This is a genomic window from Kushneria sp. Sum13 (assembly GCF_052692355.1).
In genome coordinates, this window is sequence record NZ_CP199847.1 from 2,594,257 (window position 1) to 2,608,211 (window position 13,955).

At 60.0% G+C, this 13,955-nt stretch carries 15 protein-coding genes and 1 tRNA gene; 8 read left to right on the forward strand and 8 right to left on the reverse strand.

Translation table 11 applies throughout. The features are described 5' to 3' along the window. The first annotated feature begins 32 nt into the window (after positions 1–32). A complete protein-coding gene (locus tag ACUN8C_RS12090) occupies positions 33–1,064 on the forward strand; it encodes an RnfABCDGE type electron transport complex subunit B (RefSeq protein WP_445619449.1) in 1,032 nt (343 codons plus the stop codon). Between the two features lie 53 nt (positions 1,065–1,117). Next, a complete protein-coding gene (nth, locus tag ACUN8C_RS12095) occupies positions 1,118–1,756 on the forward strand; it encodes an endonuclease III (protein ID WP_445619450.1) in 639 nt (212 codons plus the stop codon). Positions 1,757–1,764: 8 nt separating this feature from the next. Here nth and ACUN8C_RS12100 read toward each other — a convergent pair whose 3' ends face one another. From ACUN8C_RS12100 to ACUN8C_RS12115, 4 genes are all read right to left on the reverse strand, one after another. After that, on the reverse strand, positions 1,765–2,826 hold the full coding sequence (locus tag ACUN8C_RS12100) for a tRNA-queuosine alpha-mannosyltransferase domain-containing protein (protein ID WP_445619451.1): 1,062 nt from the start codon (positions 2,824–2,826) through the stop codon (positions 1,765–1,767). Between the two features lie 121 nt (positions 2,827–2,947). Beyond that, the gene (locus tag ACUN8C_RS12105) at positions 2,948–4,675 is read right to left on the reverse strand and encodes a SulP family inorganic anion transporter (RefSeq protein ID WP_445619452.1); all 1,728 of its coding nucleotides are present in this window, start codon (positions 4,673–4,675) and stop codon (positions 2,948–2,950) included. A 41-nt stretch (positions 4,676–4,716) separates the two neighbouring features. After that, positions 4,717–5,037 carry an HlyU family transcriptional regulator gene (locus tag ACUN8C_RS12110; RefSeq protein WP_445619453.1) on the reverse strand — a complete coding sequence of 107 codons (321 nt, stop codon included), beginning with the start codon at positions 5,035–5,037 and terminating at the stop codon, positions 4,717–4,719. A 111-nt stretch (positions 5,038–5,148) separates the two neighbouring features. Then, positions 5,149–6,369, reverse strand: a complete 1,221-nt coding sequence (locus ACUN8C_RS12115) for an argininosuccinate synthase (protein WP_445619454.1) — start codon at positions 6,367–6,369, stop codon at positions 5,149–5,151. A 255-nt stretch (positions 6,370–6,624) separates the two neighbouring features. On the opposite strand from ACUN8C_RS12115, the gene rnt reads away from it, so the two are divergent. Continuing rightward, positions 6,625–7,287 (forward strand): ribonuclease T, encoded by a 663-nt coding sequence (gene rnt, locus ACUN8C_RS12120; protein ID WP_445619455.1) that lies wholly within the window; start codon positions 6,625–6,627, stop codon positions 7,285–7,287. Between the two features lie 124 nt (positions 7,288–7,411). Here rnt and grxD read toward each other — a convergent pair whose 3' ends face one another. After that, the gene (gene grxD, locus ACUN8C_RS12125) at positions 7,412–7,756 is read right to left on the reverse strand and encodes a Grx4 family monothiol glutaredoxin (protein WP_445619456.1); all 345 of its coding nucleotides are present in this window, start codon (positions 7,754–7,756) and stop codon (positions 7,412–7,414) included. A 396-nt stretch (positions 7,757–8,152) separates the two neighbouring features. On the opposite strand from grxD, the gene argF reads away from it, so the two are divergent. Continuing rightward, positions 8,153–9,070, forward strand: a complete 918-nt coding sequence (gene argF, locus ACUN8C_RS12130; protein WP_445619457.1) for an ornithine carbamoyltransferase — start codon at positions 8,153–8,155, stop codon at positions 9,068–9,070. A gap of 195 nt (positions 9,071–9,265) precedes the next feature. Here argF and ACUN8C_RS12135 read toward each other — a convergent pair whose 3' ends face one another. After that, positions 9,266–9,814, reverse strand: a complete 549-nt coding sequence (locus tag ACUN8C_RS12135; protein WP_445619458.1) for a hypothetical protein — start codon at positions 9,812–9,814, stop codon at positions 9,266–9,268. A gap of 176 nt (positions 9,815–9,990) precedes the next feature. Here ACUN8C_RS12135 and ACUN8C_RS12140 point away from each other — a divergent pair, with 176 nt between their 5' ends. The 3 genes from ACUN8C_RS12140 to ACUN8C_RS12150 all read left to right on the forward strand — a co-directional run bounded on the left by ACUN8C_RS12140 (position 9,991) and on the right by ACUN8C_RS12150 (position 10,783). Then, positions 9,991–10,188: a hypothetical protein gene (locus ACUN8C_RS12140; protein WP_445619459.1), complete on the forward strand. Its 198-nt coding sequence runs from the start codon at positions 9,991–9,993 to the stop codon at positions 10,186–10,188. Positions 10,189–10,295: 107 nt separating this feature from the next. Next, positions 10,296–10,526 (forward strand): hypothetical protein, encoded by a 231-nt coding sequence (locus ACUN8C_RS12145; protein ID WP_445619460.1) that lies wholly within the window; start codon positions 10,296–10,298, stop codon positions 10,524–10,526. Between the two features lie 59 nt (positions 10,527–10,585). Beyond that, positions 10,586–10,783 (forward strand): putative motility protein, encoded by a 198-nt coding sequence (locus ACUN8C_RS12150; protein WP_243409175.1) that lies wholly within the window; start codon positions 10,586–10,588, stop codon positions 10,781–10,783. 114 nt (positions 10,784–10,897) lie between these two features. Here the strand turns inward: ACUN8C_RS12150 and ACUN8C_RS12155 are convergent, their stop codons facing one another. Continuing rightward, complete coding sequence (locus ACUN8C_RS12155) at positions 10,898–11,341, reverse strand: CBS domain-containing protein (protein WP_445619461.1); 444 nt, start codon at positions 11,339–11,341, stop codon at positions 10,898–10,900. Positions 11,342–11,809: 468 nt separating this feature from the next. Further along, positions 11,810–11,885 (reverse strand) — tRNA-Ala (locus tag ACUN8C_RS12160). Positions 11,886–12,057: 172 nt separating this feature from the next. Between ACUN8C_RS12160 and uvrC the strand changes: the two genes are divergently transcribed. Then, on the forward strand, positions 12,058–13,893 hold the full coding sequence (gene uvrC, locus ACUN8C_RS12165) for an excinuclease ABC subunit UvrC (protein WP_445619462.1): 1,836 nt from the start codon (positions 12,058–12,060) through the stop codon (positions 13,891–13,893). The last annotated feature ends 62 nt before the right edge of the window (positions 13,894–13,955 follow it).

Here is a 13,955-nt window from a genome sequence, read left to right on the forward strand (position 1 = left end):
GATCACAACGCCCGGGCCTGCCGACAACCTGCATGAGCGCATCTGCCAGTATTACCGTCACCGATATCGACCGCCTGCTGCCTCAGACCCAGTGTGGCAAGTGCGGCCACCCCGGCTGTCGCCCCTACGCCCAAGCCATCGTGGCCGGTGAAGCCATCAATCGCTGCCCGCCGGGCGGTGACGAGACGGTCGTTCAGCTCGCAGCATTGCTGGACCGTCCCGTCGTGCCACTGGAAGTGGACGCCGAATCGCCAAAGGCTGCCGTGATTCGTGAAGCCGAGTGCATCGGCTGCACCAAGTGCATCAAGGCCTGTCCGGTAGATGCCATCCTGGGCGCGGCCAAACAGATGCATACCGTCATTGAAGCCGAGTGCACCGGCTGTGAACTGTGCGTGGCGCCCTGCCCGGTAGACTGCATCGATATTGTGCCGCATCCCGGCTGGCAGGCCGCCCGTGAGGAGCTCGAGCAGAAGACCTGGCTTTCGCGCCGCGCCGAGCTGGGCCGCCGCCGCTTTGAAAATCGCAACGCTCGTATGGAACGCCAGCGTCAGGAGAAGGACGCCCGTCGACGCGCGCGCATGCAGGCTCGCCAGACACCTGCCAAACCGTTGGATCAGAACGAACCGGTAGACCGGCCCAAGCCTGTGACGAGCACAAGTGGCCCCTCGACCCCGGCACCCGCTGGCAATACGCGTGCCCGCAAGGCCGCCCTGAGCGCCACCGTTCGACGGCTGGAAAAGCGCCTGACCGCGGCCCCTGATGACGTTGATACCCAGGCCGCTCTCAAGCACGCCCGTCAGCAGCTGGCAGATCTTCAAACGCAGGGCGAAGCCCCTGCGGCACCGACCGGTGCACATGATGCTGTACCATCCGGCACGCTCAATTCGCTGCGCATCGCCCGCTCGGCGGCCAAGCAGCGACTGGCGCTTGCCAACCGTCAGCTGGCACATGCCAGACGCCAGGGCGGCCCGGAGGATATCGAGGCCGCACAGGCCCTGATCCAGCGCGCCGAGAAGACCTGGCAGGACGCCTGTCAGGCACTGGACAACGCCGAGCGCCACTGACGGCGCCATCGCATCCCTTTTTCACCTGTCGACCGTTTTGATAAGCAGTCCTGATGAACAACGAAAAACGCCGCGAAATCTTTCGCCGTCTTCAAGAGGCCAATCCCGAGCCCACCACCGAGCTTGCCTGGTCCTCCCCCTTTGAGCTGCTGGTGGCCGTGGCGCTGTCCGCCCAGTCCACCGATGTGGGCGTCAACAAGGCCACGGCGCGGCTCTTTCCCGTCGCCAACACCCCTGAGGCTATCGTGAATCTGGGTCTGGACGGCGTGAAGGGATACATCAAAACGCTGGGGCTTTATAACAACAAGGCCAAAAATCTGGTGGCCATGTGCGAGCTTTTGCAGCGGGATCACGCAGGAGAAGTGCCCCGCACCCGCGAAGGGCTTGAAGCGCTGCCGGGCGTAGGGCGCAAGACCGCCAATGTGATTCTCAACACGGCCTTTGGCGAGCCCACCATTGCGGTGGACACCCATATCTTTCGCGTCTCCAATCGAACAAATCTGGCCCCGGGCAAGAATGTCGATCAGGTCGAACAGAAGCTTTTGAAGGTGGTGCCGCGCGACTACAAGCGTGACGCCCATCACTGGCTGATCCTGCACGGGCGCTATACCTGTGTGGCGCGCAAACCGCGCTGTGGCAGCTGCGTAATCGAGGATCTGTGCGAATACAAGGACAAGGTCGAGCTGACGTAGTCTTTGCGTCAGACCGGGCGCTGTAGCCGCGACTGATAACGCCTGCTCATCTGCGGCCATGTCCAGGCACTGATCTCCGGCGGTGCCGGATGCGCCTCCGGTGAGGTCAGCCACTGCGCCAGGCGCTCAACCAGCGCCTCCCGGCTGCCATCATATCGATACGCGCTGGCGTAGTACTCCGGAAAGCACAGCCGCTCCGGCACCAGTGGTATACAGCCATGCTGTACGGCCTCCATCACGGCCAGACCCTGAAACTCATGCCAGGCGGTGGACACCACGATACCGCCCTTTCCCAGCTCTTCGAGATAGCGCTCGCGCGTCTGATGCCCCCAGCAGGTAATGTGCCGCGCCAGACGCGACCGGGCCTGGTCGAACACCTCGGGACGATGTCGAAAGACCTGCCCCATTACCACTAGCTCGAACTCGATGCCTGAATCGGAGAGCGTCTCAAGCGCTGCGAAGAAATCTTCCGGATTCTTGTCGTACTCCCAGCGGTGGTTCCAGACAATGCGGGCCGGCGTCTTGCGATCAAACGATGGCGTCTTTTCGAGCGGCCACAGCGGTACCGGTAAAATCTCCGAGTGCGTCTTCAAGGCTTCAAGTCGCAAAGGGGCGACCCGCTCGGGCATCTTTTTTAAAAAGGCATCAACGCCGTTAAAAAAGCTGTCCCGATTCCACTGACTGTTGAACAGCACCCGATCCGCGGCCAACGCGCTGTACAGATTGACCATCAGGGGCTCGAGCCGCCGTGTTTGCTGCTCTCCCAGCGGATAGGCGAACTGATTTTCATGAAAATAGACCACGCGAAAGGCCCGCCCCAGATGCGGATAGAGCCCGATCAGCGTGGCCAGATCCACCAGTGAGGTGGCCACGATCAGATCAAAGGACTGCGAGAGTGTCGCATCATGCTCGCTCATGAAGCTCAGAGGGTTGCCGCGCACACGCCACTGAAAGTGACGCGGCGCCAGCTCGAGCAGGGTCCAGTCAATGGCATCGAGATGCGCTATCAGACCGCGCGCCCAGTAGCGATGGCTGTCGGCAGCATAGGCCGAGAGTAACAGTGCTTTCATGACAGACGCACCGGCAGTAAAACAGGCATGACGAAGGGCTCTAAAGTCAGAGGGGTCTTGAAATCAAAAGGCCCATTGTAGAGGGTCGCTCGCCATGTGGGGGGCGCTGACCCGACATGGCCTAGATATTGAATTCGATGCCGTCATCCGACAGCGCCTGCCAGGCCGCGGCGCAGGTAAAAAAGACCCGCGGGTGATGGTCACTCATAAAGGCCGTGTGACGCAGCTGGTCACGCACCGGGCCGCGCAGCTCGGCCAGATGCAGGGCGATTCCCTGTGCCGCCAGGCGCTCATCGAGCGTTTCCAGCGCGTGCAGCGCCGCGCCGTCGATATGGGTCACGCTGCTGAGCACCAGCACCATGTCAGTGACCTGCGTTCGCTCGAAAAGATGCTCGTTGATCCAGCGTTCCAGCGCGCCCATGTTGGCAAAGTGCAGGTTGGCATCCGGTCGCACCATCATCAGATGCGGCAGACGCTCGACGTCAAAGCGTTCACAGTTGCGAAAGCCACCGTCGGGCAGCTGGCCGATCTCGGCAATGTGTGGCCGGCTTGAGCGTGCCAGCAGCAGTGCCAGCGCGATGCCCACGCCGGCTAAAAGCCCCTGCATGACCCCCAGTAGCAGCACGCCGGCAAAGGCGGCCAGCCAGGCCAGACCATCGGCGCGGGAATAGCGCCAGGCACGCCACAGCGGGCTCGGATCGACCAGCGGAATGGCGGCCTGAATCACGATGGCGGCCAGCACGGCCTGCGGCAGCGGAGCAAACAGCGACGTGGCAAACAGCAGGACCACCATGAGTGCCAGCGCGGCAAACAGCGATGACAGCGGTGTTTTTGAACCGGCCTGGTCATTGACCACCGCCCGCCCCAACCCGCTGGTGACCGGGAAGCCGCGCGTCAGGGCTGCCAGCAGGTTGGCGGCGCCCAGCACCCAGAGTTCACGCTGCGGATAGAGCCGCTCGCGGTGTTTGGCGGCCAGCGTCTGGGCCACCGAAATAGCACTGACATAGTTGATCAGCGCAATCCCGAGCGCCGGCAGCCACAACGCATCCATCGCACCAAACGACAGCGTCGGCAGTGCCGGCAGCGGCAGCCCGGCCGGGATCTGCCCGACCTGCGCCAGCGCCCGGGGCCACAGTGGCACCAGCAAAAGCGCCAGAATCAAGACGATCAGCGGGCCGGTCTTGCCCAGCACCGTGGCCGCGGCATCTGGCAGGCCCAGACGCTTTAAAAGAGGCGACAGCCCTCGACGCATGGCAAGCAGCAGCACCATGGCGCTGCCGCCAAAAAGCGCCGCCCCCGGCGTGATCTCGCCCAGCGAGCGGGCAAGTGCCAGCAGACGTTCAATGGCATTGCCGGCGGGCCCACTGACCCCGATCAAGTCACTGGCCTGAGAGAGCACAATCATCAGCGCTGAAGCCGTGGTGAAGCCCTGCATGACGCTGGGGCTGACAAAATCAATCAGTCGCCCCAGACGGCAGGCATGAATCAACAGCAGCCAGACCCCCACCAGTGCCGCAAGCAGTGCGGCATGTCCGGCGTAGAATGATAACGGTATATTGGCATTGTGCAGTGTCTCCCCGACCAGCAGGGAGGTGAGTGCCATGGGGCCCATCGCGATCACGCGGCTGGTGCCAAAAAGCGCATACAGCACCAGCGGTGCCAGCGCCGTATAAAGCCCTGCCTGCGCCGGCAGCCCGGCAAGCGTGGCATAGGCCATGCCCTGCGGCACCAGCAGCGCTGCGGTGATCAACCCGGCAATCAGATCGCTGAAGCGATCTCCGGTCGAGAGCTGTCGCCAGCGCGTGATGGCCGGCAGCAGTACGGGACTTCCGGTATCGGACATGCTCATCACTGCTCCCCTTAAATCACGATACTGGCGTGGTCCTGCGCTCAGACCGGGCGATGCGTGTCCTCAAAGAGCCGGTCGCCCTGCTCGTCGATATAGCGCTCGGCCTTGGTACGGGTCATGTCGATACAGCTGTCGCGATCGGGCAGAACATCAGAGCGCTCAAAGCGCAGCTCCAGGGACTCGTCGTTGTCGCAAGCCCTGCGGATCAGGCCGCTGACGCGATACTGCCCGCCAGCGGGTGCCGGGGTAATCACGATCTCACAGCCCTTGTATTCGACGGTATCGGCCACCTCACGGCGTGGCTCGTCAGCGGTCGTGGCGCTGCCAGCGCCTTTCAGCGCATCGAACAGTCTTTTCAGCATGACCCACTCCTGATGATGGTGGTTCGGTGCGCCGCCCGCGCACGATCCCTGTCAGTCTGACACAAAAGGGGCCGCTGAAAAGCGGCCCCTTCTTGATGCAGCCTCTGTCGTTTAGTCGTCGAGACGACCCTTTTTCGCCGCGATACGCAGACGCAGTGCGTTGAGCTTGATAAAGCCCTCGGCATCCTTCTGGTCGTAGGCGCCGGCATCGTCTTCAAAGGTGGCAATCGAGGCGTCAAACAGCGAGTCTTCCGACTCACGGCCGACCACGATGACATTGCCCTTGTAGAGCTTGAGGCGGACCACACCGTTGACGCTGCCCTGGGACTGATCGATCGCGGCCTGCAGCATCTTGCGCTCAGGGCTCCACCAGTAGCCGTTATAGATCAGCTCGGCGTACTTGGGCATCAATTCGTCTTTCAGGTGCGCGGATTCACGGTCCAGCGTGATCGACTCGATCGCGCGGTGAGCACGCAGCATGATGGTGCCGCCAGGCGTTTCGTAGCAGCCACGGGACTTCATGCCCACATAGCGGTTTTCAACAATGTCCAGACGACCAACACCGTTTTCACCGCCCACTTTATTCAGATACGACAGCACGTCATGCGGCTTCATGGCCTGGCCATCAATGGCCACGATGTCGCCACGTTCAAAGGTCAGGTCGATATAGGTGGCCTGGTCGGGGGCTGCTTCGGGGCTGACGCTCCAGCGCCACATCTCTTCTTCGGCTTCGGTCCAGGGGTCTTCCAGCACGCCGCCTTCATAGGAGATGTGCAGCAGGTTGGCGTCCATCGAGTACGGAGACTTCTTCTTGTTCTTGGCGAAGTCGACCGGGATGTTGTGCTCTTCGCAGTAGTTCATCAGCTTTTCGCGCGAGTTGAGATTCCACTCACGCCACGGGGCGATGACCTTGACGTTGGGCTTGAGCGCATAGGCGCCCAGCTCGAAACGGACCTGATCGTTGCCCTTGCCGGTCGCACCATGGGAGATGGCATCGGCGCCGGTCTCGTTGGCAATCTCGATCAGGCGACGGGCGATCAGCGGGCGCGCAATCGAGGTGCCCAGAAGGTATTCGCCTTCATAGATGGTATTGGCACGAAACATCGGGAAGACGTAGTCACGCACAAAGGTTTCGCGCAGGTCTTCGATGTAAATTTCCTTCACCCCCAGCGCCTGTGCCTTGGCACGTGCAGGCTCAACCTCTTCTCCCTGACCCAGGTCAGCCGTGAAGGTCACGACCTCACAGTCGTAGGTTTCCTTGAGCCACTTGACGATCACGGAGGTATCAAGCCCCCCGGAATAGGCCAGGACAACCTTTTTTACATCGGACATACCGGCTCCTTAAGGCGTAGTCATGCTTAGTGTGTATCGTGAGTATATCGTCACCGGCTCGCGGCGAATACCGCGTCGAGTGCGATGGATGGGATTGGTGGTGAGCACAATGCTACACTGCGACCCTGCAAACCGAATCCATCTTCCGACCAGAAGGCTTCCTGTGCCGGTCACCATATCTGCGGGCCCTGCCCGGTTATCTATGCTCCCGATTCCCATGGCGTCTTCTGTTGTCTGCGACAGGAGAACATGCGGATGAACGACATTGTCCCGAAACTCATGTCCGGTCGCTTTCGCGGTTTTTTGCCCGTGGTGGTCGATCTGGAAACCGGCGGCTTCAATGCCCGCACCGACGCGCTGCTCGAGATCGCAGCCGTCACGCTGACCATGGACGAACAGGGGCAACTGATGCCCGATGAAACCTTTTCGTTTCATATCGAGCCGTTCGAGGGTGCCAACGTCGAGCAGTCCGCGCTCGATTTTACCGGCATCCGGCTCGACAGCCCACTGCGCCAGAACGCAGCGCTCAAGGAAAAGGAAGCCCTCGAGGGGATTTTTCGCCCGATTCGCAAGGCGCTCAAGTCTCACCAGTGCAACCGCGCCATTCTGGTCGGTCATAACGCCGCCTTTGACCATGGCTTTCTCAACGCCGCCGTTGAGCGTGCCGGCATCAAGCGCAACCCTTTCCACCCCTTTTCGAGCTTTGACACCGCAACGCTCTCGGGGCTGGTTTATGGGCAGACCGTGCTGGCTCGCGCCTGTCGCGCCTCAGGCATTCCGTTTGACAGTCAGGAAGCGCACTCGGCGCGCTATGACACCGAGCGCACGGCCGAACTTTTCTGTGCCATCGTCAATCGCTTCAAGGATCTGGGCGGCTGGGATCTGGCGCTGCGCGAACAAAGCATGGACGGCGACTGATTCTCCGAACGAATCTGCACCGCCGACATTAAAAAACCCGCCTCCATGGAGGCGGGTTTTTGACGTTCATCGCGCAGCGCTTATCAGGCCAACGCTATCGCACAGCCCATCACGACAGACAGGATCAGGCGTTGTCGCCTTCCTGCGGTGCAGCGCCGACGGCATCCTTGATCATTGGTGCCAGCTCACCGTTTTGATACATCTCAACGATGATGTCGCAACCGCCAACCAGCTCGCCGTTGATCCACAGCTGCGGGAAGGTGGGCCAGTTGGCATACCTGGGCAGCTCGGCACGGATGTCCGGGTTGTCCAGGATGTTGACGAAGGCAAAGCGTTCGCCACAGCCCATCAGCGCCTGTACAGCCTGAGCGGAAAATCCGCACTGCGGCATCTGCGGTGAACCCTTCATGTAAAGCAGAATGCTGTTTTCGCTGATCTGCTGCTTGATGGTATCGAGTGTCTCGCTCATGTCCGGTCTCCAGGAGGGGGCTTCAAGCGCCCATGAATGTCTGGCGTCAGTGTACGCCGACATGGGGGCTAAATCAGCCCGGATCAAGGCATCCCCCTCACATGAAGTTGCGCACCCCAAAGGCTCTGGTTAGGATGACCTGGGTAGATGGCGGGCCCAGACGCCCGTATTCCGTCATCAACCATGGCAATATTTCAAAGCGCCGCCAACTATCGTGCGGCGCTTTTTCGTTGGTTTTTCCGACAGGGATGTGGCCTCCACAGCGCAGGATCCGTTACCCGGGGAGACGGGGACAGTTCATGGCAGTGCGCAGCCCTTTTCGAGCGTCACGCCCGGCGTGGCGCTTCGCAACGTTTCAATCACCGTAACGTTATGCACAGACAGGAGCATCGAGACATGGCCCTTCGCCACTTTCTTACCCTGATGGATCTTTCACCTCAGGAACTGGCCTATCTCATCGATCGTTCGATCACCATCAAGCGTGAACTGGCCGAAAACGGTCCGGTCTACACGCCATTGAAAAATCGAACACTGGCCATGATTTTCGAAAAGTCCTCCACCCGTACCCGCGTCTCCTTTGAAACCGGCATGACGCAGTTCGGCGGCCATGCGCTGTTTTTATCACCGCGCGACAGCCAGCTGGGTCGCGGTGAGCCGGTGGGCGATACCGCTCGCGTGCTGTCCGAAATGGTCGATGCGGTCATGATTCGAACCTTCTCGCACGAAAGCATCGAGTCCTTCGCTGACGCCAGCTCCATTCCGGTCATCAACGCGCTGTCCGATGATTACCACCCCTGTCAGCTGCTGGCCGACATGCAGACCTGGACGGAGTGCAGAGGCCCCGTGAAGGGCAAGACCGCCGTGTGGGTAGGTGATGGCAACAACATGTGCCACTCCTGGATCAATGCCGCCCGTCAGTTCGACTTTCATCTGCGCATTGCCTGTCCCGAAGGGTTCGAACCCGATCAGGACATTCTTGAAGCGGCCGGCTCACGCGTCGAGATCTACCGTGACCCGCGTGCCGCGGTAGAAGGCGCCCACCTGATCACCACCGATGTCTGGGCTTCCATGGGCCAGGAAGAGGAACAGGCCGCACGCATGGCGTCGTTCAAGGGGTTTCAGGTCAATGAGGCCATGCTGGACGCGGCTGATGACGACGTCATGTTCCTGCACTGCCTGCCGGCCCATCGCGGCGAAGAGGTCAGCGAGACCCTTCTGGATGACCCGCGTGCCTTTGTCTGGCAGGAAGCGGGAAATCGACTTCACGCCCAGAAGGCACTGCTGGAGTTTCTGATGGTTGGGCGCATCGACTGATACCCTTATTCGACGTCATCGCCCGGGCGATGACGTCGAGGTGGGTCTACTCATTGTTCGTTTTGCTCATCGCCATTCCTGTCTGTCATGGCACTGTCCGTCATGGTGCTGTCTGTTATGCCACTGTCGGTTGTGACCCTGTCGCTGGTCATCGATAATTTCATGCCTTCCCATAGTCTCTGAACACTCTCGCGATCAGTGTTCATGCGCCGTCGAAGCTGTTCGTAGTCCGTCAGCAATGAAATCAGGTCCTGATTGGTACGGATATTGTCGATCCCCTCCGGCGCCGGCAGAGGCTGTGTCAGATAACGGGGCATGGGCGGTGGCGGCACCATCACCGGGGTCATCGGCCCCGGCGAGCTGGCGCAGCCATTGATGTATCCCGTCAGGCACAGCGTGATCAGCCCATTTCTTTGATGTCTGGTCATCATTGATTATCCTCTCCAGCTGTTGTCGTTTTCCGGCCAGCGCCCGCTGATTGGCCTCAAGTTCCTGCTCGCGGCGGGCCCCGATCCTGGCCAGATGCTCGGCGTGAGCCTGCCAGGCACGCGCTACCAGTTGCTGGCGCTCGGCAAGCTCATGGGCACTGCGGGCATCTTCCTGAGCGCTGGAAAGCGCCTGTCGCCACTGATCCAGTCGCTGGGTAAATCCCCACAGACCACCGATCAAAAGCGCAATGGCAACCAGTGCAATCAATACGCGGGCGGGGATTCTGCCGCAGAACCCCCAGAGCACGTTCCACATGAACATCTCCTTGTGAGTCTGTTGGTAAAAGATAACTCATCAGGACAACAATTATCCCTTATGGATAATTATTACGCCAAAGAGGGTCATGAGCAAGCTAAAAACTGTATATAAATACAGTTAAACGCTTCGCAAGATGATCCTCGACCAATCACCTTCGATAACGGGATGACGAAATGACCACAGGCGATGAGCTGGTCGTGGCACTCGAAGAGCTGCCTGACAATGCCGACGTGGGCACGCTGTTTCACTTACGCCTGGCGCGCGATACCGGAGAGCGCGTGACCTGTGCGCTGCTGGTCAGGGAAGTCGGGCCCGTGGAAGCCCTGTGTGAGGTGCTCGCGGTTCAGCCCTCCGAGCCGCCAGTGTCATGAGCTGATCTCTCGCTGATGCCGTGAATCGAGCAGGACTAAAGCGATGGCGCCCGATGCCGATAAGAGAGCCATACGGGTAGCCTGTGCTGCCTGATCAGGAGCGATTTATGCTTGCAACCGGAACCACGGCATGGATTCCCATCGAATTGATGCCACCGGATCTTCATCCGGGCGATGAATGCCACATGATGTCGAGTGTCGTGGCTGGAAAAACGGACAGTGGTAACGATGTCCATTATTACTACCGGGTCAAAATTACCGGTCTTGTGCCCGAGGCGGCAGAGTGCGTAGTACTTGAGACGCTGTCACCCGAGGCCGCCGAAGCCATCATTGGCTGAGGTGCCACCCGCTGCAGGTGCAGCGGTGATCCACTCGATGCAGGAGAACGCCCATGGACATGAGCGTGAATAGCATGGTCAATGCCTCAATGGCACTGCAGCAGCACCAGCTCAGCAGTGACATACAGACCAGTGTTCTGAAAAAGTCACTGGACGGCCAGGCCGATCAGATGGCGCAGCTGATGTCGTCAGTCGACACGATGCCAAAACTTGCCACCGAAGGCATGGTGGGAACACGCATCAACACCACGGCCTGATGGCAGCGGCGGCCGTATCCGGGCCGTCACGTAAAGGCGCCTCCTGCAAGGGAGGCGCCTTTCCTTTCATGTTTTGCAGGTTCTGAACACTTGATGACGACCGTCAGGCTGGCCTCAGCTCGATGATGTTTCCAGCAACGCAACCGCCAGACGAACGAAATCCACTGACGACAGAATGCCGACAAGGTGGCCTTCGGCGTCCAGAACCGGCAGCGCACCCTGACGATGCGCCAGAAACGTTTGCCCGGCGTCGACAAGCGGCGTATCGATGGACAGCGTCAGCACTTCCCTCGAGATCACATCGTTCAGTGAAATACGCTTCAGATGATGACTCAAGCGCTTTGAACCGAAATTATCGGCAATGCGCAGCGCCTCCTTCAGGACCACCTTCTGATCAAGCAATCCCACCAGATGCCCCTGCTCATCCAGTACCGGGAGATGGCGTATGCGGTTCTCCCGCATCAGTTCGTTGCCATCGTGAAGCGTCTGTTCCAGACGCAGTGTCACGACATCCCGGCTCATGATGTTGGCAACCGTGGCCTGTTCACTACTGGTCATGTTCATTTGTCCTGCATCAGGTGTGTGCCCGGGAACAAGGAAGCAAAGGCAATCCCCCCATTGAACCGCCGACAGACGTCAGCCCCCCCTGGCCGGGGCGCTATCGCAGAAGGCGCTACAGCGCGACACATGTCATGACGAGCACCTCCTATACAGTTGTTATCGGCAGCGCGCGGTTAACACGAAGGGGCGTGACAAAATTTCAGGCATAAAAATATGGTTTTTGCTGATGTTTGGTGCAAGGACGCCGGGAGGATATGACGGATACGCAGGGATAAAGGCGGGGGAAAAGAGCCAGATAGAAGCCCGAGAGATGAACAGGCGCGCCTTTTTATTCATTTCTGCCGGACACTATTTATTTCTGCCGGGCACTATCTGTTCCTGTCGGACATTGGCAGGAAAGGTCAAAAAGCAGACACAAAAAAGCCGCTTCAGCGAGGCTGTAAGCGGCTTTTTTGATCATGTTTTTGGTGGAGCCTAGCGGGATCGAACCGCTGACCTCAACACTGCCAGTGTTGCGCTCTCCCAGCTGAGCTAAGGCCCCGAACCGGTGCGTAATTTACGACACCTGAGCGTTGGCGTCAACACCCTTTTTATATTTCCGTGAACATCAGGGTCCCGTGGCCACCATGAGCGCGCAGGCACGCCGCCGGATAGCCACGGTCTTTTCAGGGATATCTGTTAAAATGAAGGCACTATCACTTGCGGAGGCCACCATGAACGATGAGGTGATCACGGCGTTCGATCCACGTCAGTTTCTCAAAACGGTCACCGAATCACCGGGCGTCTATCGCATGCTCGATGAGCACGAGAATGTCCTTTATGTCGGCAAGGCCAAGCGTCTCAAGGCGCGCCTGTCGAGCTATTTCCGCAATACGGGGCTCAATGCCAAGACCCAGGCACTGGTCAGCCGTATCCGGGACATTCAGGTGACCGTGACCCGCAGCGAAACCGAGGCGCTGCTGCTGGAGCAGACGCTGATCAAACAGCAACGTCCGCCCTATAACATCCTGCTGCGCGATGACAAATCCTACCCGTACATCTTTGCCAGCGACCGCCACCCCTACCCTTCACTGGAGCTTCGCCGCGTACGTCAAAAACGCGGCGACGGACGCTACTTTGGCCCCTTCACCAGCTCCGGCGCCGTGCGGGAGAGTCTGTCGCTGATGCAGAAGATCTTTCGCATACGAAACTGTGAGGATTCGGTCTTTGCCCACCGCAGCCGTCCCTGCCTGCAGTATCAGATCGACCGCTGCACGGCGCCCTGTGTGGGCTACATCACTCAGGAAGACTATCAGCGCGATCTCAACCATGCGCTGATGTGCATGGAAGGCAAGAGTGATCAGGTCACCCAAAAGCTCTATACCGACATGGAAGCGGCGGCAAAGGCACTTCAGTTCGAGCAGGCCGCCTTTCTGCGCGACCAGGTCCAGCAGCTTCGCCGTCTGCAGAGCCAGCAGTCGGTAGACACCGCCGGTGGTGACGCCGATGTCTTCGCACTGGCCGAACGCCCGGGCGGGCTGTGCGTCAGCGTGCTGATCATCCGCCAGGGGCGGGTGCTCGGCTCACGTCATCACATGCCCGACAACGGGCTGGATCTAAGCTCCGAGGCACTATTGAGCAGCTTTGTCAGCCAGTACTATCTGGGCCAGAGCAATGAAATGCCGACAGAGGTACTGACCTCCCATGCCGTTGAGGACCGGGAGATTTTGCAGGACGCCCTTTCCGAACACGCCGAGCGCCGGGTACGCATTGCTCATCAGGTCCGCGGCCACCGTGCCCAATGGCTTGAGCTGGCGCAAACCAATGCCGACCAGCATCTGGCCACCAAACTGGCCAGCCGCCAGCAGCTCAACGCACGTTTCAAGGCGCTGGCTCAGGCGCTGGATCTGGAAGAAACGCCTCAACGGATGGAGTGTTTTGACATCAGCCACAGCAGCGGCGAAGCCACGGTGGCCTCCTGCGTGGTGTTCGACCAAAGCGGCCCGGTCAAGTCGGACTATCGCCGCTTCAACATCGAGGGCGTGGCGGCCGGCGATGACTACGCCGCCATGCGTCAGGCCCTGACGCGACGCTACAAGCGCATTCAAAGCGGTGATGTGGCAAGGCCCGACATCCTGATCGTGGATGGCGGCAAGGGACAGCTCAACATGGCGCGCGAGGTGTTCGAGGAACAGGGCGTTTTTGACATCGTGCTGCTGGGCGTGGCCAAGGGGACAACCCGCAAACCCGGCCTTGAGACGCTGTTTATCGATACCGTCGAGCGCAGTATGACGCTGGAAAGCTCCTCCGGCGCGCTGCATCTGATCCAGCACATTCGCGATGAAGCGCACCGCTTCGCCATTACCGGGCACCGTCAACAGCGTGACAAGGCGCGACGTTCGTCTACCCTTCAGGAGATTCCCGGCATCGGCCCAAAAAGACGCCGGGAGCTGCTGCGCCATTTTGGTGGTCTGCAGGGCATCCGCAACGCCTCCCGCGACGATCTCGCCCGTGTTCCAGGCATCAATGCACAACTTGCTACACAGATTCATCAGGCACTGCATGGCTGACAGCGCGTTCAGGCGTTAGAATCCAGAACTCTTGCAGGTACGTTTCACCCCCGGTCAGGACC